The 20,833-nt window shown below is 54.6% G+C and carries 11 protein-coding genes; 7 read left to right on the forward strand and 4 right to left on the reverse strand.

All coding sequences use genetic code 11. The annotated features are described in order from the left end of the window. Positions 1-11: 11 nt before the first annotated feature. On the reverse strand, positions 12-1,496 hold the full coding sequence (gene glgA, locus EBAPG3_RS05825; RefSeq protein ID WP_040852705.1) for a glycogen synthase GlgA: 1,485 nt from the start codon (positions 1,494-1,496) through the stop codon (positions 12-14). A 346-nt stretch (positions 1,497-1,842) separates the two neighbouring features. Continuing rightward, a complete protein-coding gene (gene glgB / locus EBAPG3_RS05830; RefSeq protein WP_004179030.1) occupies positions 1,843-4,029 on the reverse strand; it encodes a 1,4-alpha-glucan branching protein GlgB in 2,187 nt (728 codons plus the stop codon). A 514-nt stretch (positions 4,030-4,543) separates the two neighbouring features. On the opposite strand from glgB, the gene glgC reads away from it, so the two are divergent. The 7 genes from glgC (at position 4,544) to mltB (ending at position 17,845) form a co-directional block, all read left to right on the forward strand. Next, complete coding sequence (glgC, locus tag EBAPG3_RS05835; RefSeq protein ID WP_004179025.1) at positions 4,544-5,821, forward strand: glucose-1-phosphate adenylyltransferase; 1,278 nt, start codon at positions 4,544-4,546, stop codon at positions 5,819-5,821. Between the two features lie 154 nt (positions 5,822-5,975). Further along, a complete protein-coding gene (locus EBAPG3_RS05840) occupies positions 5,976-7,676 on the forward strand; it encodes a glycoside hydrolase family 57 protein (RefSeq protein ID WP_004179024.1) in 1,701 nt (566 codons plus the stop codon). 207 nt (positions 7,677-7,883) lie between these two features. Next, positions 7,884-9,905 carry an alpha-amylase/4-alpha-glucanotransferase domain-containing protein gene (locus EBAPG3_RS05845; protein ID WP_004179021.1) on the forward strand — a complete coding sequence of 674 codons (2,022 nt, stop codon included), beginning with the start codon at positions 7,884-7,886 and terminating at the stop codon, positions 9,903-9,905. Between the two features lie 201 nt (positions 9,906-10,106). After that, complete coding sequence (gene fdxA, locus EBAPG3_RS05850; RefSeq protein WP_040852684.1) at positions 10,107-10,430, forward strand: ferredoxin FdxA; 324 nt, start codon at positions 10,107-10,109, stop codon at positions 10,428-10,430. Positions 10,431-10,504: 74 nt separating this feature from the next. Continuing rightward, on the forward strand, positions 10,505-13,213 hold the full coding sequence (locus EBAPG3_RS05855; protein WP_004179018.1) for a PD-(D/E)XK nuclease family protein: 2,709 nt from the start codon (positions 10,505-10,507) through the stop codon (positions 13,211-13,213). Continuing rightward, complete coding sequence (locus EBAPG3_RS05860; RefSeq protein ID WP_004179012.1) at positions 13,210-16,755, forward strand: UvrD-helicase domain-containing protein; 3,546 nt, start codon at positions 13,210-13,212, stop codon at positions 16,753-16,755. Before EBAPG3_RS05855 ends, EBAPG3_RS05860 begins: the two co-directional genes overlap by 4 nt. 157 nt (positions 16,756-16,912) lie before the next feature. Continuing rightward, entirely contained in the window at positions 16,913-17,845 is a 933-nt protein-coding gene (gene mltB, locus EBAPG3_RS05865) for a lytic murein transglycosylase B (RefSeq protein WP_227869276.1), read from the forward strand. 119 nt (positions 17,846-17,964) lie between these two features. Here the strand turns inward: mltB and EBAPG3_RS05870 are convergent, their stop codons facing one another. Further along, positions 17,965-19,038, reverse strand: a complete 1,074-nt coding sequence (locus EBAPG3_RS05870; RefSeq protein WP_004179008.1) for an ABC transporter ATP-binding protein — start codon at positions 19,036-19,038, stop codon at positions 17,965-17,967. 198 nt (positions 19,039-19,236) lie between these two features. Continuing rightward, entirely contained in the window at positions 19,237-20,805 is a 1,569-nt protein-coding gene (locus EBAPG3_RS05875) for an ABC transporter permease (RefSeq protein ID WP_040852701.1), read from the reverse strand. Between the last annotated feature and the right edge of the window lie 28 nt (positions 20,806-20,833).

Genomic DNA, 20,833 nt, shown 5'->3' on the forward strand with positions numbered 1-20,833 from the left:
TCAAGGCCGAATCAGGATAATAGCGACAAATAGATTCTCCGGTAGGCGGCAGCACTGGAGCGCCAGCTGAAATCTTTGGCCATGCCATTTTTCATTAACCGGCGCCAGACGGGTTTGTTATTGTAGGCGATGGTGACGCGGCGGATGGCGCCCAGGAAACTATCAGCAGTCATATCGAAAAACAAAAAGCCGCTGGCGCTTCCGTCAGCCAGGGTTACAGGAGTGCAGTCGACCACTGTGTCTACAAGACCCCCTGTCGCATGTACTACCGGGGGCGTTCCATAGCGTTGACTATACATCTGATTCAGGCCACAGGGCTCGAAACGGGAGGGCATCAGGAAGCTATCCGCTCCGGCTTCGATCATGTGTGAGAGCTTTTCATCAAATCCGATACATACGGCGATTTTCCCGGGATTGTTTTTCGCCAACGCAGTCAATGCCTGTTCCAGCATGGCTTCGCCACTACCCAGAATAGCCAGTTGTCCCGGCATTTCGGTGAGTTGCATCGCTACTTGAAGTATTAAATCGTAACCTTTTTGGTAAGTGAGCCGGCTTACGGCCCCGAACAAAGGAATACCGGGATCGATAGCCAATCCCAGAAATCGTTGCAGTGCCCGTTTATTGGCGGCTTTGGCGGCAAGTTTATTGGCGGTGTAATTCCGTGAAATATCGGGATCGGTGGCGGGGTCCCAATCGGCGGTATTGATACCATTGACGATGCCGCTGATATGATTGCGGCGCGCGGACAGTAAACCCTGCATGCCAAAGCCCAGGGTTTCCATCTGAATTTCCCGGGCATATGTAGGACTGACGGTGGCGATATGATCGGAATAATAGAGGCCTGCCTTGAGAAACGACATGCCACCATAATATTCGGCGCCGTTTATATGGAAGCTGGCGGCGGGCAGCCCCAACTGGGCAACAGTATCAGCGGAAAATATACCTTGGAAAGCGAGATTATGTACCGCCATCAGGGAAGCCGCTTTTTCGCCTTGATGGAAATGCAGATATGCTGGCACCAGACCGCTCTGCCAATCGTTACAGTGCGCAACGTGTGGGCGCCACGCGAGCGGGCTGGCATCGCTCGCCAGAATTGCACCGATTCTTGAGAGTAGACCGAAACGCAACGCGTTATCCGGCCAATTGTGACCGGCCGCATTCACATAGGGGCCGCCTTCCCGTTGGTAGAGAACGGGACAATCAATGATAAATACCGGAACGTTCCCGGAGGTTCCTAACGGGAGCTTGGCGGATAGCAGTACCGAGGGCGGGAATGGAGGCTGAGCGGTGAACTCCGCAACTCTGCGTTTGTGTTTAAGTCCACTCAATACCTGAGGATAGCCTGGTATAAGTAGGCGCGCGTCCACCTTGATCTCCCGCAATGCCGCCGGCAACGCGGCGCTTACATCACCTAGACCGCCGGTTTTGAGTAATGGATAGACCTCTGGTGTTATGAACAGAACGCCAGGAAGTGAAGCTGGTGGAGCAAGCGTCATGGATGAGCCGTGTTTTGTTACGTCAATTATTTGATGGTTTTCGGATGCCAAATACTCCTGGCAAATCTTAACCGTTTCGCGCCGGCAATAATCTGCCACGCAAAACGTACCTTATTTTCCTGATAATCCGATTTTCGCCATCGTATGGGAGGGCTGGGAGCGCTTCACAGCGATGTGTCGGCAGACTATGCCACTATCCGGTTTCAGACCGGGAACTCCTCAAAGCCGACCTGCGGCTTGGGAATCCGTGATCAGCCGCGGCTTGCCTTCCTGCTGTTTGCCTGCTCTACAGGAGTTTGGGCGCGATAGTGTAACTTTGGCAGGAAAATGTAGATTCACGCCTCATTCATACCCCGACATCACGCGAGCTTTCAAGCGAAAGAATAATTCCTGCGAGCGGTGGGAGTATGATAATAATAGAATCCGGCAGCCCCATCCAGGGCTGACCTGAAGTCTCGATTTCCCCCATATTGCCCAGATTACTACCACCATAGTGTGAAGAATCACTGTTGAATATCTCATGATAAGTTCCCCGGGAAGGAACACCAATCCGGTAGCCCGTTCGCGGGACGGGGGTAAAATTAAGTATGATCAGCGCAAATGAGCCGTCGCATGCGCGCCGGATATAACTGATAACAGAGTTATCGGCGTCGTGGCAGTCTATCCAGGCAAAACCTTCCGGTAAAAAATCGAGCTCATGTAATGCGGGGATATCGCTGTATAGGTGATTGAGGTCGCGCAACGCCGCGTGTACGCCACTGTGCTGTTCATAACTCAGCTGATACCAGTCCAGCTCCCGGCTGGAGTTCCATTCGCGCCCTTGTGCAAATTCGTTGCCCATGAAATTGAGTTTCTTGCCGGGATAGGTCATTTGATAAGTAAACAACAGGCGCAGATTTGCGAATTGCTGCCATGCGTCACCTGGCATTTTACCCAGCAGCGAGGCCTTGCCATGTACCACTTCATCGTGTGAAAACGGCAATACGAAATTTTCTGTGTACGCATACAGCTGGCCGAAGGTAAGCCTGTCATGGTGAAAGCGCCGATGCACCGGATTCTCGAGCATATAAGAAAGCGTATCGTTCATCCAGCCCATGTTCCATTTCATTGAGAATCCCAGACCGCCAACATAAGTGGGGCGGGATACGGCTGGCCACGCGGTGGATTCCTCGGCCAGTGTCAAGGCGCCCGGGAACTCCTCATGTACCATTATGTTCAGCTCACGCAGGAAATCTATTGCCTCCAGATTTTCCCTGCCGCCATATCGATTGGGCAGCCATTCGCCCGGGTGACGGGAATAGTCCAAGTAGAGCATGGATGCAACAGCGTCCACACGCAATCCATCAAAATGAAATTCCGATAACCAGTAATGGGCGCTGGACATCAGAAACGATTTCACTTCGTTACGCCCGAAATTAAAAATGTACGTGCCCCAATCCTGGTGCAGGCCCACACGCGGATCTTCATGCTCATACAAGGCGGTGCCGTCAAATCGTGATAGGGCGAATGCATCTTGCGGAAAGTGCGCCGGTACCCAGTCGAGCAAAACGCCGATGCCCGCTTGATGACAGGCGTCGACAAAAAATTTTAGATCATCGGGTGAACCATAGCGGCTGGTGGCGGCGAAGTAACCCGTTGTCTGATATCCCCAGGATTCATCGAGAGGATGCTCCGAAATGGGGAGTAATTCGACATGGGTATAGCCCATTTCGCGTACATAGGAAGTCAGGTGCCGGGCAAGTTCGCGGTAAGAATAAAAGCGTCCATCCGGATGCCGCTTCCAAGATCCTGCGTGAATTTCGTAAATATTCAACGGCGCCTGCAGCCAATTCCATGCCGCACGATTTGCCATCCAGACTGAATCCAGCCAGGTTATTTCGCCTCTTTCAGGCGTGCGGGCAGCATTATTGGGCCGTAACTCGTAAAATCTGGCATAGGGGTCTGTCTTGAGAAGAATTTCACCGCTGTTACGGTTGCGTATCTCATATTTATAAAGTGATCCCGGCGGCAGACCGGGGATAAATAGCTCCCATACCCCGCTTGATCCATGAACCGCCATCGGATGTACCCGCCCGTCCCATCGGTTGAAGTTTCCCACCACGCTGACTCGCTCCGCATTGGGTGCCCATACAGAGAACAGTACACCGGCGATACCCTTGATTTCCGTGGCATGAGAGCCCAGGGTGCGATAAGCTTGCCGTAGCCGGCCTTCATTGAATAGATACAAGTCCTGATCAGAGATTTGCGGAGGGAAAGCATATGCATCATAGGTTTCATATACTGTTGCCTCGGGTGCGGCGTTACCGTCCTCAATACGCAGGCGATACGGCATCTGCGGCAAGACTGTGCCGCACCATTCGAAAACGCCGCCGGGATGGATGCGCGCCATTGGCTCGAATTCGCCTGCGATATTGATCCACACATTAGTGGCGTAGGGATAAAACGCGCGCACCAAATTGTAATTCTGCTCCACGCGAGCGCCGAGATAAGCGAAAGGATCATGCAGCCGCGCGGCCAATAGAGCCTCCAGCATTGGGTTGTTCCTGAAGGGAATACCGGATTTGATTGGATTAGGGTTCATGCCGGGATTATAGCTTGCTTGTGCGCGGCTATGGATTTAGATCGGTTCAAAACCATTAGGACGCGAGATGATGTGAGGCGGGTTGCGAGATAGTTTCGCCGGTTGGGAGAAATCCATAGCCTGGTCTATGGACGCCGGGGCAAGCGGCGAAAATGGTCGCAAACTGACCGCCAGCACTTGGGCAGGCTCGAGCCTGCCTGGTGGATTATCCGGGTTTAACACTACGGTAAACATCGCAATTGCAATAGGTGCACAGGCGGAAAAGAAGTGGTATAAACATAACCCGGATGTTTCATGAATTGGCATGTGTCCGCGCTGGTCTTTTGTTTCGTATGGAAATTTTGTTCACTTGGGCGTATGAATAACTACGCCAATCTCACACACAAAATTCCCTATAAAACAAAATACTGCACAATCATCGCGTGAATTTACGAAATATCCGGAATAAACATACAAGGACTATCCGATGACACAGGAAGCGGATTTACGTTTTCATAGCCAGATTACGCGTAATTCGATCGCGTTGATACTCGCGGGCGGCCGTGGCAGCCGATTGCGTCAACTCACCGACTGGCGTGCCAAGCCCGCGGTACCGTTCGGAGGAAAATTCCGCATTATTGATTTTCCCCTCTCAAATTGTGTGAATTCCGGTATTCGCCGTATTGGCGTCGCTACCCAGTACAAGGCGCAGAGTCTTATCAGTCATATTCAACACGGATGGGGGTTTCTCGACGGACGCTTCAAGGAATTTGTCGAGCTGCTGCCGGCTCAGCAGCGCATTGAGGAAACCTGGTACCAGGGAACTGCCGACGCCGTGTACCAGAATATCGACATCCTCCGCCGTCACGACCCTCAATATGTGCTGATACTGGGTGGAGATCATGTTTACAAGATGGACTATAGCAAATTGCTGGCCGATCACGTAGAGAAGTCCGCGGACATGACAGTGGCTTGCATTGGCATTCCGGTGGCTGAGGCAGGCGCCTTTGGGGTCATGAGTGTCAACAACGATTGGCGGGTCACCAGTTTTGCGGAAAAGCCCGCGCACCCCACGCCCATTCCGGGGCAGCCTGGGCAGGTGCTTGCGAGTATGGGCATATACGTGTTCAATGCATCATTTCTTTTTGAGCAATTGATCCATGATCATGATGAACGGCGCTCGTCCCATGATTTTGGAAAAGATCTGATTCCGTACCTTGTGCCTCGTCATAAGGTATTCGCCCACCGTTTTTTTGACAGTTGCGTCAATATGGCATCCGGTGTGCCCTACTGGCGAGACGTGGGTACCATCGATGCTTACTGGGAGGCGAATCTCGACCTTACTCATGTGACACCGGATCTCAATCTGTATGATGAGGACTGGCCGATCTGGACCCATCAGGAACAACTGCCGCCCGCGAAGTTTGTATTTGATGACGATGATCGGAGAGGTCAGGCGCTCGACTCGATGGTTTCGGGCGGATGCATTATCAGTGGTTCGACAGTGCGCCGCTCGCTATTGTTTTCCAATGTTCAGGTACGCAGCTACAGCAGCATTGAGGATTCGGTAATTCTACCCAATGTGGATATCGGCCGCAATGTGAGCTTGAGGCGGGTAATAGTAGACAAGAATTGCATGATTCCACCTGGCTTGATGGCGGGATTTGATCCGGTGGAGGACCGTAAGCGGTTTCATGTCACCGAAAATGGCGTTACGCTGATTACCCCGGAAATGCTGAACCAGAAAATACATCATGTCCGTTAACCGGGGGACAATGCTCAATGAATCCCTAAATAAGTCCGGAGTTTGGCGGCAACACGCTTCACCCGGGACCTATGCAGGGATTCCTTAAAGAATCAGGAACCGAAATTATGAATAATTTAGGGCACGCAAGCTGTTTAATCAGGTCTATATCGAAATGCAACCAATAAATTTTGTCCTTCTGTGGCACATGCATCAGCCGGATTATCGCAATTACGAGACGGGTGAATTCATGCTGCCGTGGGTATATCTGCATGCCATCAAGGATTATACCGATATGGTATCTCATCTCGAGGCGCACTCTTCAATGAAGGCAGTGGTAAATTTTGTGCCGGTGCTGCTGGATCAACTGGAAGACTATGCCGCGCAGTTCGCCATGGGAGAGATACGGGACCCGCTGTTGCGTTTGCTGGCAACACCCGACCTGCAGCAAGTGTCCGCCAGTGATCGCCTGCGCGTGTTCGATAGCTGTTTTCGCAGCAATCATGTAACGATGATGCAGCCATACCCGGCATATAAGCGTCTGTATGATTTGCACGAAACGTTGCGGGGACACGGCGAAGCTGAACTGGCCTATCTTTCCGCCCAGTATCTGGCCGATCTGCTGGTATGGTATCACTTGGCGTGGACCGGCGAGAGCGTGCGCAGAACGAATGAGACTGTGGTGCGGTTGATGACGCAAGGCGGGGGTTTCAGCCATGCCGATCGGATGCAGTTGCTCGACCTTATCGGTGAGTTGATACGGGGATTGATTCCGCGCTACCGCAAGCTGGCCGAGTCAGGTCAGATCGAATTGTCCACCACGCCGCATTACCACCCGCTCGCTCCGCTGTTGATCGATTTCTCCTCCGCTCGCGATAGCATGCCCCATGAGAATTTGCCAGCAGAACCCGCTTACCCGGGAGGGAGGGGGCGCGTAGCGGTTCATGTGGCATCGGCCATCGAGAGTCATACGCGGCGCTTCGGCATACGCCCCAATGGCGTATGGCCTGCGGAAGGTGCCGTATCCGCGTCATTCCTGGAAATTCTGGCGGAACATGGTTGCCAATGGAGCGCCAGCGGTGAAGCTGTGCTGGCTAACAGTCTGCGCCATTCGTACCCCAACCAGCACCTGCCGGACCGAGGCCGTTATCTCTATCGTCCCTACCAGGTACAAGGTAAAGTCGATAGCGTTACCTGCTTCTTCCGCGATGAGAAACTCTCCGACATGATCGGCTTCGAGTATGCAAAATGGTTTGGACGCGATGCCGCCGAGCATTTGGTGCACTCCCTTGAAGATATCGGCCGTCATGCGCTGCCCGGGGAGGATCCGGTGGTGAGTGTGATTCTGGATGGCGAAAATGCGTGGGAATACTATCCTTACAATGGTTATTATTTTCTTAATGATCTGTATGACATTCTTGAGAACCACGCTTCGATTCACGTCACCACTTATCGTGACTATATCGCATCAATGAAACACGTTGATGCCGCCGTTCTGCCGGTATTGGCGGCGGGTAGCTGGGTATACGGAACATTTTCCACATGGATCGGGGACCGCGACAAGAATCATGCGTGGGATCTTCTGTGCGCCGCCAAGCATAGTTACGACCTGGTGATGCAAAGCGGGCGGTTGACCGGCGAAGAAATGCTCAAAGCCGAGCGGCAGCTGGCTTCCTGCGAAAGTTCAGACTGGTTCTGGTGGTTGGGTGACTATAATCCGCCTTACGTGGTATCGAGCTTCGACCAGTTATTCCGCGATAATCTGGCCAATCTTTACGGTCTGCTAAAATTGCCAACGCCGAAAACGGTACTCGAACCCATTAGCCATGGCGGTGGGGCCCCCGAGTCTGGCGGCACGATGCGGCGCGCTTCTTGAGATGGAGTCTCATAATTCCCCTGTTTCAAATACGGCAGTTTCCTGTCCGGGAATTCCAGAAGTGGAATTCCCGTCATATTTATTTGGTGAGAATGGACGTCCTGCATGGATATACGCATAAAGAATAGCGCCAAGCCGCCGTGACGTCACGCCCGCGAGCATCCGTACAAGTCCGTGGCGAAAAAACTCCCCTCCGAGGATAACTCGATGCCCCAACCAGTCTCCCTGCTTTTCGGTGTTCATGCTCACCAGCCTGTCGGCAATTTTCCAGAGGTACTCGCTGACGCACATCTGCGCTGTTATCAACCCTTCCTGCATGTACTTTATCGTTATCCGGATTTCCGTTTCGCGATGCACATTTCCGGCTGGCTATTGGATTATCTGATTGCCAATTATCCCGAGGACATGGCGTTGCTGCGGGAAATGGTGGCACGTGGACAGGTTGAGCTATTCGGCGCGGGCGATACCGAACCCGTATTGGCGGTGATTCCCAATCGCGATCGCATCGGACAGATCCAGACATTCTCGGATAAGCTGAAAACGAAACTGGGGCAGCGTCCCCAAGGGGCGTGGCTGACTGAACGCGTTTGGGAGGCGACGGTGGTTCCGGCACTGGCCGATTGCGGGATCCGTTATGTGATCGTGGATGATTATCATTTTCTCTGCGCAGGTAAAGCCGCAACGGAACTGGATGGTTATTTCACCACTGAAGAGGACGGACGTGAACTCGATCTCTTTCCTATCTCGGAAACATTGCGTTACAAGTTGCCGTTTTCTCCGGCCAACGAAGTCGTGGCCTATATCGAGTCACTCGCAAAAAACGGAATGACTGGTGGTGGAAATGCGGCGATTTATTTTGACGACATCGAAAAGTTCGGGATATGGCCGGAAACGCATCAGTGGGTATATGAGCAGGGGTGGCTCGATAAATTCGTTCAGGGCGTGTTGGCATCCTCCAGGATTCGTACTCAGCATTACCGCGACTACCATAGGGCGGGAAGAACCCGTGGCATCGTATATTTACCCACCACTTCATATATCGAAATGAATGAGTGGACATTGCCTGCCCAGCCAGCCAATATCTATGCCGATCTGGTGCATCAGGCCAAAATAGCAGGCTGGTATGATAGCCACAAGGCATTTTTGCGAGGAGGGATCTGGAAAAATTTCTTTTCCCGCTATCCTGAATCCAACTGGATGCATAAACGCATGCTCGGCCTTTCCGCGCGGCTGGCTGCGCTGCCGGAGGGGCAGAACACCGTCGTCATGAAGGACAAGCTCTACGAGTCCCAAGCCAATGATGCCTATTGGCATGGCTTGTTCGGGGGCTTGTATCTACCCCATCTGCGGCGTGCGGTATACAAAGCGATTGTGGAGCTGGAAGCGATGCTCGATACGTGTGTGCCGCGCCCCGCGCGTTTCGTGGAAGATACCGATCTTGACGGGAAGGAGGAAATATATTTACAGAACGGTGTAATCCAGGCAGTGCTGAAACTGGATGGCAGCGGCACCGCTTGCGAGCTTGATTCCTACGCATTAAAGCATAATTTTGGCGACACATTGCGGCGCCAGGCTGAACATTATCATCATAGAATTCATCGAAGCGGGCATGGCGCACGCGAACATAGCGGTGCGGGTATCGCGTCGGCGCATGACCGCATCAGTTTCAAGCATAAGATAGATGCTATTGACATGGAAGCCGATGAGCATGCCCGAGGGATGTTCATGGATCGTTTGAATGGCGCATTGGTGACCTATCGACATGAGCCATCCGCCGTCGATGGAGTATGTTTCCGCGCGGATGTATTTCCGTTGCACATTAAAAAAAGTTTTGGTCTTGCCAATAACCGGCTGCTCGTGTCATACCATTTTACGGGTGAAGTGGAGGGCGTGTTGAGTACCGAGATCAATCTTGCCATGCCAAGTTGCGACGGCTGGAGCGGTCGCTATATTCATCAGGGCCATATCCCCGGGGGATTCGGTCAACTGCTTGAATTGTCCGCCATGAGCAGCCTGACACTGGATGACGATGAGCTGGCCGGAAGTATCGTACTGAATGCCTCATCTCCCGCTGCATTACGCGCGCTGCCCCATTATTCGGTATCACAGTCGGAAGGCGGATTCGAGAAAATCATGCAGGCTGTGACACTGAAACTGGAGTGGCCGCTAAGCGTGGGGGAATTGATCGTTACTCTAGAGTTCAACACAAAAAAAGCATTGTGCCCATAAAGTTCCGGCGGTGGAATGGAACGTGCCTGGCACATGAGCTTGAAAGTGCGGCGCCGATGCTGCTCGATCAATCTCATCCCAGCGCTTAAGCCTTGGTAATGACGTGGCTATCCGTCGCAGAGCCGAATAACAGAGTCTGGCGGTGTCCATAAAATTTCTGGTAAAATTGCGGATTCTCAAAGAGCCAAGCAAGGACCCGTCATGACTTATGTGGTAACTGAAAGCTGTATCAAATGCAAATACACTGATTGCGTAGATGTGTGCCCGGTGGACTGCTTTCGCGAGGGGCCCAATTTTCTGGTGATTGATCCGGACGAGTGCATAGATTGCACACTATGCGTAGCGGAGTGTCCCGTCGAGGCGATTTTCGCCGAGGATGACGTGCCGACGGATCAACAGCATTTCATAGCACTTAACTCCGAATTATCAAAAGACTGGAAACCCATCATTGAGAAGAAAGATGCTCTGGCCGATGCCGATGATTGGGCAAAGGTAACGGGCAAGCTGGATAAGCTGGAACGCTGATCCGGCACGCGGTAGCCTGTCACCGCATGTTTTCCATCTCAAACTTTCCACAAGCACCTCTCAGCGACATTTTTATGGACCTCGCCGCCGGCTTGAATGCCGGCGTCACGGTAATCACGCCTAATCGGCGCCTTGCGATCGCGCTTAAACGCGAGTTCGACGGGGGACAGGCCGGCCGGGGAATTACGGCCTGGCACTCGGCGGATATCCTGCCGTTTTCTGCATTCGTTGAACGCCTTTACGAAGATGCGTTTTATTCCGGGCAATCCCCAGAATTACCCACGCTCCTTACCCCCGCTCAGGAACAGATTTTGTGGGAGGATGCCATTGCCCATTCAGATACCGGCGCGGCCTTGCTTGCCGTGGGGGCCACCGCACGGCTTGCGTGTGAAGCATGGCAGCTCACCCATGCATGGCATCTCGTTCCGCAACTCAGAAATCTCTCGCTCAATGAAGATTGCAAGGCGTTTCAGGATTGGTCCCGACGCTACGAGAAAACGACCCGTCGTGCACAGCAGATCGATCACGCGCGCCTTTGCGACCTGGTAGCCGACCTATGCGAAGACGCAGTGGTCAGCAAGCCGAAGTGCCTGGCTTGCTACGGTTTTGATATTGCCACGCCACAACAGGCGGCGCTACTGATAAAGCTCGAGAAGGCGGGTTGTGAGGTGATAAGGGTGAAGCCGCAGCCGCGCAGCGGCAATGCGCGTCGCGTGGTATGTGATGACAGAGATGACGAGATTCGTCGCGCAGCGGTATGGGCGCGGGCGTGCATCGAGGCCGATGCTACGGCACGCGTTGGTGTGGCCATTCCGGAATTTTCAAAGTATCGCAGTGCAATCACGCGTATATTCAGTTCCGTGATGGAACCGGATGTTCAGCAATCGCTGCCGGGCGCCGCCAAGCGCATACCGCCCTTTAACGTATCGCTTGGTCCGGCTCTGAGCACTTATCCACTTATAGACGCAGCTTTCCTGATACTCGAACTCGTTGGGCAGGAAATTGAGTTCGAGCGCGCAAGTCTCTTGCTTCGTTCGCCCTTTTTTGGCGGGGCTGAGGCTGAAATGGACAATCGCGCCCGACTCGATGTGCAGTTGCGCAAGCGCGCCGAGCCTATGATTACGCTCGAACGGCTACTTGTCCTGATTGAGCGTGACGACGGCGGAGCAAGCTGCCCGATTCTGGCGCGCAGGCTATCGGCTCTTGCCGAATTCCGCAAGGCAATGTTATCCAGTCCGTACACGCCCTCAGCATTGACGAGAGCAATTTCTGAGACCCTGCAAATTGCCGGGTTTCCTGGCGAGCGTACCCTGGATTCATCCGAGTATCAGGCACTGGAAAAATGGCATGAAGTTCTTGCCGCCTTTGCGACGCTCGGCTGTGTTGTGGCGCGCATGCGGTACAGCGAGGGGGTATCACGTCTCTACCGCATGACGGCGGAGATGCAGTTTCAACCCCGTACACCCGATGTTCCGATCCAGATACTGGGTGTGCTTGAGGCCGCAGGCATGGAATTCGACTACCTTTGGGTAATGGGGTTATCCGACGAGGTATGGCCATTGCAGCCAAGTCCAAATCCGTTTCTGCCGATTGAATTACAGCGAGCGGCGAAGTTGCCGCGGGGCTCGGCAGTCGCATCACTGGAACTCGCGCAGCGGCTTACTGATGCATGGCTGTCGAGCGCGGATGAGGTCATTCTCAGTCATCCGCGGCACGGCGATGTTCGCGATGCCCGCGAACTCGCGCCCAGTCCGCTGATCGCAAACATTGCTGCGTTCGAACTTGTATTGCCCATTTATGCAAGCCACCGTGATCTAATTTATAGTGCGGGCCGGCGTGAGTCCATCAATGACGACAAGGCACCGGCGCTTGACCAGGCGCTTACCGGAAACGGCGATGTCGCTGGTGGCACGGCGGTGATAAAAGATCATGCCGCCTGCCCATTTCGTTCGCTGGCAGTGCATCGGTTTGGTGCGGAAAACATGAGAATTCCTCACACCGGGCTTGATGCAATGGAGCGCGGTACCTTGGTGCACCATGTGCTCGCACAAGTATGGAATGAGCTCAAGACCAAAAGCGCACTGGATGCCATTAGTGACGACAATCTTGAATCGATGCTCATGCATGCTGCAGATGAAGCGATCGCACGTATCCATCGCGATCGTCCAACCACGCTTTCGGGGCGTTTCGCGGGGATCGAGCGCCGGCGCCTGGTGCGGCTGGGACGTGCGTGGCTTGATGAAGAGCGCGGGCGTGGTGATTATGTTGTCATAGCCATCGAAGATAAGCGCAGTATCGAGATCGGCGGACTCCGGTTGTCGATGCGCCTCGATCGCGTAGATGAATTCGGCGATGGACGTCGTATCATCATCGATTACAAGACTCGGGCGCCGGCCGTGAGTACCATGCTTGGCGATCGTCCAGAGGAGCCCCAGCTGCCATTGTATCTCGTCACCGCCGAACCGGATGCCGCTGCGATTGCATTCGCTCAGGTCAAGATGGGTGACACGCGATTCGCCGCCCTTGTACGCGACAGTGATTTGCTGCCTGGAGGGAAGGCGCTATCCGAATCGAGCCTGGGTAACCGATACGGCTCATGGGAGGAGCTGGTTATCGCCTGGCGCGCCGATCTTGTTCGTATCGCGGCCAGCTTCTCCAGCGGTGATGCCCAGGTTGGCCCCAGGAAATTTCCGCAGACGTGCCGCAACTGTGACTTGCGATCCTTCTGCCGTATCGATGAGCGGATGCGGCGCGTGTTTACCGGACAGGAAGACGAGGAGTGAGCGCTGCTTCGATTGTGCCCGATACCCCCGATTTTACCGAGCGCCACCGTGCGCTTCACCCCGAATGTTCTTTTATCGTTCAGGCACCTGCCGGATCAGGTAAGACCGGGCTTCTGATTCAGCGCTATCTCACGCTGCTTGCGTGCGCCGATGAGCCGGAAGAGATCGTAGCGATTACATTTACCCGGAAAGCCGCGGCGGAGATGCGCGAACGGGTTGTGGCGGCACTTGTGAAAAGCGGCAATGCACCTGGCTCTGCTCATACCCTTGAGACAGGGCACCAAAAACTAACAGGCGAGCTTGCGGATGCCGTCCTGGAGCGAGATGGGCTGGCTGGCTGGGACATCGTCAAAAATCCGTCGCGATTGCGCATTCAAACTCTCGATTCATTGTGCGCATCACTCACGCGCCAGATGCCGATTCTATCGAAATTTGGCGCGCAACCCGAAACGATCGAGGACGCATCTGATTTATATCTCGAAGCGGCGCGCGCAACCATTGATCTGGTGGAGGGTCACGATGCTGTAGCGCAGGATATCCAGCGTTTGCTGGAACACCTCGACAACGATGTAGCTCGCATGGAAGACCTGCTTGCCGAAATGCTGGCGCGGCGCGACCACTGGTTACGCCATATCCACGGCAGGGAGCGCGATGAGCTGGAAGCGGCGTTGAAAAATACACGACATGGGGCACTGAAGCACCTGTGCAACCTATGCGAACGCTATCCTGTCTCGATACAAAGCGAGCTGGCGAGGCTTGCCCACTATGCTGCCAGTCATTTAACCGCTGGCAGCGGGGGAGCACTCCCCGTGACGCCTGAGAGACTCGATACAAGCGGGGAATTGCCCGGCCATGAGGAGCAGGATGCTGACCGCTGGATAGCCATTACCGATCTGCTGCTCACAAAAGAAGGCGCCTGGCGCAAGCAGTATACGGTCCGGGAGGGTTTTCCCCCCGGCGTTACCAAGGCTGAAAAAGTCGTCGCAAAATCATGGAAAGACAGAGCGCTGGCGCTCACCGCGGCGCTGGCGGCCACCGACGGCGAGACACTGCACCATGCATTGCACGAGATTCGTTCCCTGCCTCCATCCGGTTACACCGAACAACAATGGGACGTACTCGGTTCGATCATGCGACTGCTGCCGCGCGCTGCCGGGCAGCTCAAGCTCGTATTTCAGTCACATAACAAGGTCGATTTCACGGAGGTCGCACAAGGGGCCCTGCGTGCACTTGGCGAACCCGAGATGCCTACAGATCTCGCGCTCGCGCTCGACTACCGTATTCGACATTTATTGATCGATGAGTTCCAGGATACATCGATCAGCCAGTATGAACTCATCACGAAACTCACCGCCGGCTGGGAAGCGGGAGATGGCCGCACTGTGCTGGCGGTCGGTGATCCGATGCAGTCCATCTATCGTTTCCGCGAAGCGGAGGTTGGATTATTCCTGCGCGCGCGCGCAGCGGGGATAGGCAACATCGTCCTGCATCCGGTTTCTCTTTCCAGCAATTTTCGATCGCAGCGTGGTATTGTGGACTGGGTTAACAAGACCTTCGAGCAGGTGATGCCGCGGCGGGAAAATATCACGCTTGGCGCGGTTTCCTATACGCCATCGGTTGCGACGCAGGGCTTGCTCGCTGGCGCGGCGGTCAGTGTGCATCCGTTTTTCAATAACGACCACGCTGCCGAGGCGGCGAAAGTGGTGGAAATTGTCATGCAGGTTCAGCGCGATGATCCGTCCGCCACCACGGCAATTCTGGCGCGCAACCGCAATCATCTTGATCAAATCGTGCCTCGGCTCAAGGAGGCCGGGAAAAGGTTTCGTGCAATCGAAATTGAAGGATTGGGCCACAGGCCGGTGGTGCAGGATTTGCTGGCGTTGACACGCGCGCTGGTGCACCCAGCGGATCGTGTGGCATGGCTTGCGTTGCTGCGCGCGCCATGGTGCGGTCTTACGCTGCGGGATATTCACACGCTCGTTTCGACACATTCAGCCGCTGTTTCCGGCGGCGCAGGCGATCCAGCCGGGGTTGAGGGAGCGGGAAGAAATAATCGAACAGTGTGGGAATTGCTCAATGATGGTGCGCGCATGACGGCCGTTTCCCGTGATGGCCGCGTCCGGCTACTGCGCGTGCGCGAGGTACTGAAGAATTGCATGGATAATCGCTGCCGTCAATCGCTCCGTGTAACCGTTGAGGCGGCATGGCTTGCGCTGGGAGGTCCCGGCTGCATTGACAACTCGACAGACCTTGAAGACGCCGCGATCTATCTTGATTATCTCGAAGCGCACGAGGAGGCTGGCAGCATTCCTGTGCTTGCGGCATTGGAAGAAGGACTCGCAAAACTCTACGCGTTACCTGACTTGGAAGCTGACGATAGGCTACAGGTGATGACCGTCCATAAGGCCAAGGGACTGGAGTTCGATTGCGTGATCGTGCCCGGCCTCGGACGCCCGTCACGTACCAGCGACAAGAAGTTGTTCCTGTGGATGGAACAGCCGCGTGCCGAACCGTCGACGGGAGAATCGAATGAAGGAAGCGATTTATTGCTTGCACCCATTCAGGAAACGGGTGCGGACGCTGATCGCATCTATTCCTGGCTGGAGAAACTCGATGACGAGAAAGAGCGCTTCGAGGACGAACGTCTGCTCTATGTTGCCGCAACACGCGCCAAGCAGCGGCTGCATCTGCTTGGCAGTACGGGTATTGTTTACGACGGCGATGGGGGCTTCGAACTGAAGCCCCCCGCCGAAAAAACATTGCTGAGAAAGATCTGGTCCGTGGTCAAGCCTGTTTATGCGGACGTCGCGGCGAGAAGGGTGGCTCCGGATATGCACTCGATCATGGATGCGAAAGAAGGTGAAAAAGAGGAAAAGTCCTCGATCGATCAATCCTTGCATCGCCTTGTCCCTGATTGGACATTGCCAACCGCGCCGCCGCCGGTGAGGTGGAACGCGCAGCCGCAGACGATGCCGGTGAGGAGTGATATCGAGTATTCATGGGCCGGTGAAACAGCTCGCCATATTGGAACCATCGTGCACCGCTGGCTATGGCGTATCGCGGAGGACGGCGTGGAAAATTGGAATATGGCGCGGATTCGGGTTTTGCGCGATACTTTCAAGCGCCAGCTGGTTGCGTGCGGCATGGATCGTAATGGCAGCGATACCGGGACAGCAACCGAACGCGTGATAATGGCACTTACCCAAACAGTGACCGATAAGCGCGGACAATGGTTGCTTGGACCGCAGCGGGATGTCCGCAACGAGTTACGCGTGACGGCGATTATGGAGGGCGAGTACAGGGATCTCGTTATCGATCGCACTTTTCGTGATGCCGAAGGCCGGCGCTGGGTCGTGGATTACAAGACCAGCAGCCATGAAGGTGCGGATATCGAAGAATTTCTTGATCGCGAGCAGGATCGCTACCGGTTTCAGCTTGATCGCTATGCCGCACTTATGTGTATGATTAACGGCGAGCCGGTGAAGCGAGGGCTGTATTTTCCCTTGTTAAAGGGATGGCGGGAATGGGGCGATGAAGAATAGTCCGGATTTAGGGTGATAGCGACGGAAGATCAATGAAGCCCGCCAAGTGGTCGATTGTCTGATCAATAAGCCATCATTTGGCGTTTTCGATAGGGTAACCATGCGGCTGCTGCTATATGCATTCGGGTTTCTTTCAATCGCTGGGAGTGCGCCAGCCATGGCAGAGCAGTTGCGTCCGGAGATCGAAATCTTTATCGGCGAGATGGTGGCGCGGCATGGATTCGAACAGGACGAACTTGAGAACATATTCGGAGGGGTACAGTTTCAGCCAGCCATCATCGATGCAATGTCCCGGCCGGCGACCTCCAGACCATGGCATGAGTTCCGCCCTATTTTTATCAATCCGCAGCGCATAGCGGGTGGCGTCGATTTCTGGAATAGTCACGTCGCGACGTTGGAGCGGGCGCGTAGAGAATCGGGTATTCCCGAGGAAATCATCACTGCGGTGATTGGTGTGGAAACCACCTATGGCGCTCGGATCGGTAAACACCGTGTGCTGGATGCATTAACGACGCTGGCTTTTGACTACCCGAGGCGTGCCGCATTCTTTCGGGGCGAATTGGAGCAGTATTTGCTACTGGGGCGCGAGCAGGGCGCCGACATCCTTAATATCAGGGGCTCTTATGCCGGGGCCATCGGTATTCCGCAATTCATGCCCAGCAGCTACCGGCGTTATGCGGTGGATTTCGATGGTGACGGCAAGGTCGATTTGGCAGGCAGCACGGCGGATGCAATAGGCAGTGTTGCGAATTATCTGAAGAGCTTTGGCTGGGAGACAGGGGGAACGGTGGTGGTTCCAGCTATGGTGAATGGAGAGAACTATCGCAGTATTTTATTCGCGGGAAGCAAGCCATTGCATACGGTGGAAGAAATACGAAAACTGGGCGTCATGACGCGGGCGGATATCCCTCATGATCATCCAGCCACTCTGCTTGAGATGGCGAATAACGGCGGGAACGAGTATTGGCTGGGTTTTAATAATTTTTTCGTTATCACGCGCTATAACCGCAGCGTGCATTACGCCATGGCCGTGTGGCAATTGGCGGAAGAGATTCGCGCGGCACGGAATTCCGGTTTGCAGCAAAAATGACTCACATGCTGATTTGATTCTTGGCGTTTCACCCTATTATCTGTACCCTTACGGCGCGGTATGATAAGGCTAATGGGAGCGAAGGATCGATACGTGCGGGCTGGACTTGTATTGCAGGATTACGGTACAGATTTGCTGAATGCAACCACATGATCCGTTTCCAGCCTGATGCCGATTTTCTCGCCTATGGCATGATTATGGTGGCTGGGCACCAGCGATAGTGCGGTGCCGCCGCCAGGCAGACGCAATGTGTATAAAATATCGGCGCCGCGGAAAGCCTTATGTATCACTGAGGCTTGGATAGGGCTGGTATCATCGTGCACGATGTCATCCGGACGTATCAGCACATCAACGGGATAGCCCTTGCCGCATGACTGGCAATCCGGTTTACATTCATGCTGGACTTGCCCTGTCAAAACCCCCAGCTCGATTTCCACGTGGAGCGGGTCAATCATCTTGCCGGAAAGGAACACACCCTGCCCGATAAAATTTGCGACGAAACGGTTGGCGGGCCTGTGATAGAGATTATAGGCCGTGTCCCATTGCTGGATTTCACCGCGATGCATGACGCCGATTTCGTCCGCAATGGCAAACGCCTCGTCCTGATCATGGGTCACTAACATAGCGGTGGCATTCTGGCTCTTGAGGATATCGCGTACTTCCAGGCTCAAACGCTCGCGCAGCGTGACGTCGAGATTGGAGAAGGGTTCATCCAGCAATAACAAATCAGGCCGCGGGGCCAGTGCGCGCGCCAACGCCACTCGTTGCTGCTGGCCGCCGGAAAGTTCATGGGGGTATTTGGCCGCCGCATCGGCGAGCCCCACGGTTTGCAGCAATTCGGCGACGCGCGAGTCGCGCCCGGTTTTCTGTACGCCGTGCAGACCGAAACCGATATTGGCAGCGACGGTCAGATGAGGAAACAGCGCATAGTCCTGAAATACCATACCGATGTGGCGCCGTTCCGGCGGCATGCAAAAATCGGCATTGCTTACTACCACACCATTGAGCAGGATTTCTCCAGCCGAGATGGGTTCAAATCCGGCAATGCAGCGTAACACGGTCGTTTTGCCGCATCCGCTCGGCCCCAGCAAGCAGCCGATTTGCCCTTTTCTCAGCGTGAGCGATAAATCGTTTACGACGACCTGCTTGCCGTAGGCATGCCGGATGTTCCTGAGCTCAAGCAGTGCGGTCATGGCAGTGGTATAGTTTTAACCGAGATAATCCATCAGGCAGCTTCCGCACCTACCCGAGTGCTGGCAATCAGTTTGCGGCTATTTCCGCTGCTTGCCGGGCGTCCATAGACCGGGCTATGGACGCCCACCTGGCAAAACTGTCTTGTAATCTGTCTCGCCATTATCTCGCGTACTAATGGATTATTCGGGTTTAAGGATTTATTTTTCTGTTTGCCGCACGAGCAATATTATCGGGAGCAGACCTGCCAGCACGAGCGCCACCGCAGGAAGCGCGGCCTGCTCCCATGCCCCTTCCGAAGTCATCTCGAAAATTCTCACCGCCAGCGTGTCCCATCCGAATGGCCGGGTCATCAAGGTAATGGGCATTTCTTTCATTACATCCACGAATACCAGCGTGGCGGCGGTAAATATTCCACCTTTCAATATCGGTAAATGTACCCGCCGCAGCATCGCCCATCCGTTGAGGCCAAGCCCCATCGCGGCTTCATCGATGCTACCGGTTATGCGTTGCATCGCGCTGTCTATCGGGCTATGACTTACCGCGAGAAAGCGCGTCATATAGGCAATCAGCATGGTCACGAGGGTGCCCTGGATCAGTAGCCCGGTTTCAATATTAAATAATTGCATGGCTAATTCGCTCAGCCAATTATCCAGCCAGGCGACTGGTATGAAAATTCCTACCGCCAGAACGGCGCCAGGCAGGGCGTAACCAATCGTGGCAATGCGCACCGCGGCGTGGGTAGCTGGATCAGGGTGGCGGCGTGCCGCGTATACCATGAGCAGCGCGACGGAACAGGTAAACAGGGCGGCGAGAGAGGACAGCAGCAATGAATGCCCGAGAAATTCCAGGTAACGCTGGTCGAAATCCTGAGCGAAAACGCTTGCCGCCCAAATGCTCAGTTGTGCAACCGGTAGCAGGAATGAAAAAAACAACGTGCCCGAGGCGAAAGCCGCAAGCAGCCACGCGCGCCAGCCGGAGAGCAGGATGCGACTCGCTCGTGCGCTTTGTCTGGTTTCCGCATAGCGCATACGCGAGCGGAACCGTTGTTCCAAGATTATCATTGCAAAAACGATCACAATCAGTAACGAGGCCAGCTGAGAGGCAGCCGTCAGGGAAAACATCCCGAACCAGGCTTTATAGATGGCGGTGGTGAAGGTATCGTAATTGAAGACCGCTACCGTACCAAAGTCCGCCAAGGTTTCCATCAAGGCCAGCATCGCGCCTCCCGCTATCCACGGCCGTGCCATGGGCAGCGCTACCTTGAGAAACCCTTGCGTGCGATTGAAGCCCAACGATTGGGCAGCCTCCAGTGAGCGCCTGCCCTGAGTGAGAAAGGCGTTGCGCGCCAGCAAATAGACATAGGGATAAAATGCAAGAACCATGACAGTAATGACACCCATCCTGCCGCGTACGTTTGGAAACCATGGGAGTTCCGATCCCAGCCAGGCACGTAGCCCGGTTTGTACCGGGCCGGTATAGTCGAACAGTCCCAGTGCGACGAATGCGGTGACATACGCAGGGATGGCGAGCGGCAGTAATAGCGCCCACGAAAAGAACTTTCGTCCCGGAAACTCGCACACTGCGGTAAACCAAGCCAGGCTGACTCCTAACAGCACGGTGCCAGATGCTACTCCCAGGACGAGCCAGAACGTATTGACCAGTAGACTGATCAGGGTCGTTTCAACCAGATGTTGCCAGATATCGCTGGCGGGCGCAAAGAACGATGAAATGACGGTGCCAACAGGAATCAGCACGAGCGCAGCCATCAGAAAAGGGATTATGCGCCAGCCTGAT

Origin of the sequence: Nitrosospira lacus (assembly GCF_000355765.4) — a bacterium.
GTDB lineage: Bacteria > Pseudomonadota > Gammaproteobacteria > Burkholderiales > Nitrosomonadaceae > Nitrosospira > Nitrosospira lacus.

Coding starts and splice junctions, on each gene's coding strand:
- glgA (WP_040852705.1), bottom strand. CDS start 1,496: ATGACGCTTGCTCCACCAGCTTCACTTCCTGGCGTTCTGTTCATAACA.
- glgB (WP_004179030.1), bottom strand. CDS start 4,029: ATGCTGGAGGCTCTATTGGCCGCGCGGCTGCATGATCCTTTCGCTTAT.
- glgC (WP_004179025.1), top strand. CDS start 4,544: ATGACACAGGAAGCGGATTTACGTTTTCATAGCCAGATTACGCGTAAT.
- EBAPG3_RS05840 (WP_004179024.1), top strand. CDS start 5,976: ATGCAACCAATAAATTTTGTCCTTCTGTGGCACATGCATCAGCCGGAT.
- EBAPG3_RS05845 (WP_004179021.1), top strand. CDS start 7,884: ATGCCCCAACCAGTCTCCCTGCTTTTCGGTGTTCATGCTCACCAGCCT.
- fdxA (WP_040852684.1), top strand. CDS start 10,107: ATGACTTATGTGGTAACTGAAAGCTGTATCAAATGCAAATACACTGAT.
- EBAPG3_RS05855 (WP_004179018.1), top strand. CDS start 10,505: ATGGACCTCGCCGCCGGCTTGAATGCCGGCGTCACGGTAATCACGCCT.
- mltB (WP_227869276.1), top strand. CDS start 16,913: ATGGCAGAGCAGTTGCGTCCGGAGATCGAAATCTTTATCGGCGAGATG.
- EBAPG3_RS05870 (WP_004179008.1), bottom strand. CDS start 19,038: ATGACCGCACTGCTTGAGCTCAGGAACATCCGGCATGCCTACGGCAAG.
- EBAPG3_RS05875 (WP_040852701.1), bottom strand. CDS start 20,805: ATGGCTGCGCTCGTGCTGATTCCTGTTGGCACCGTCATTTCATCGTTC.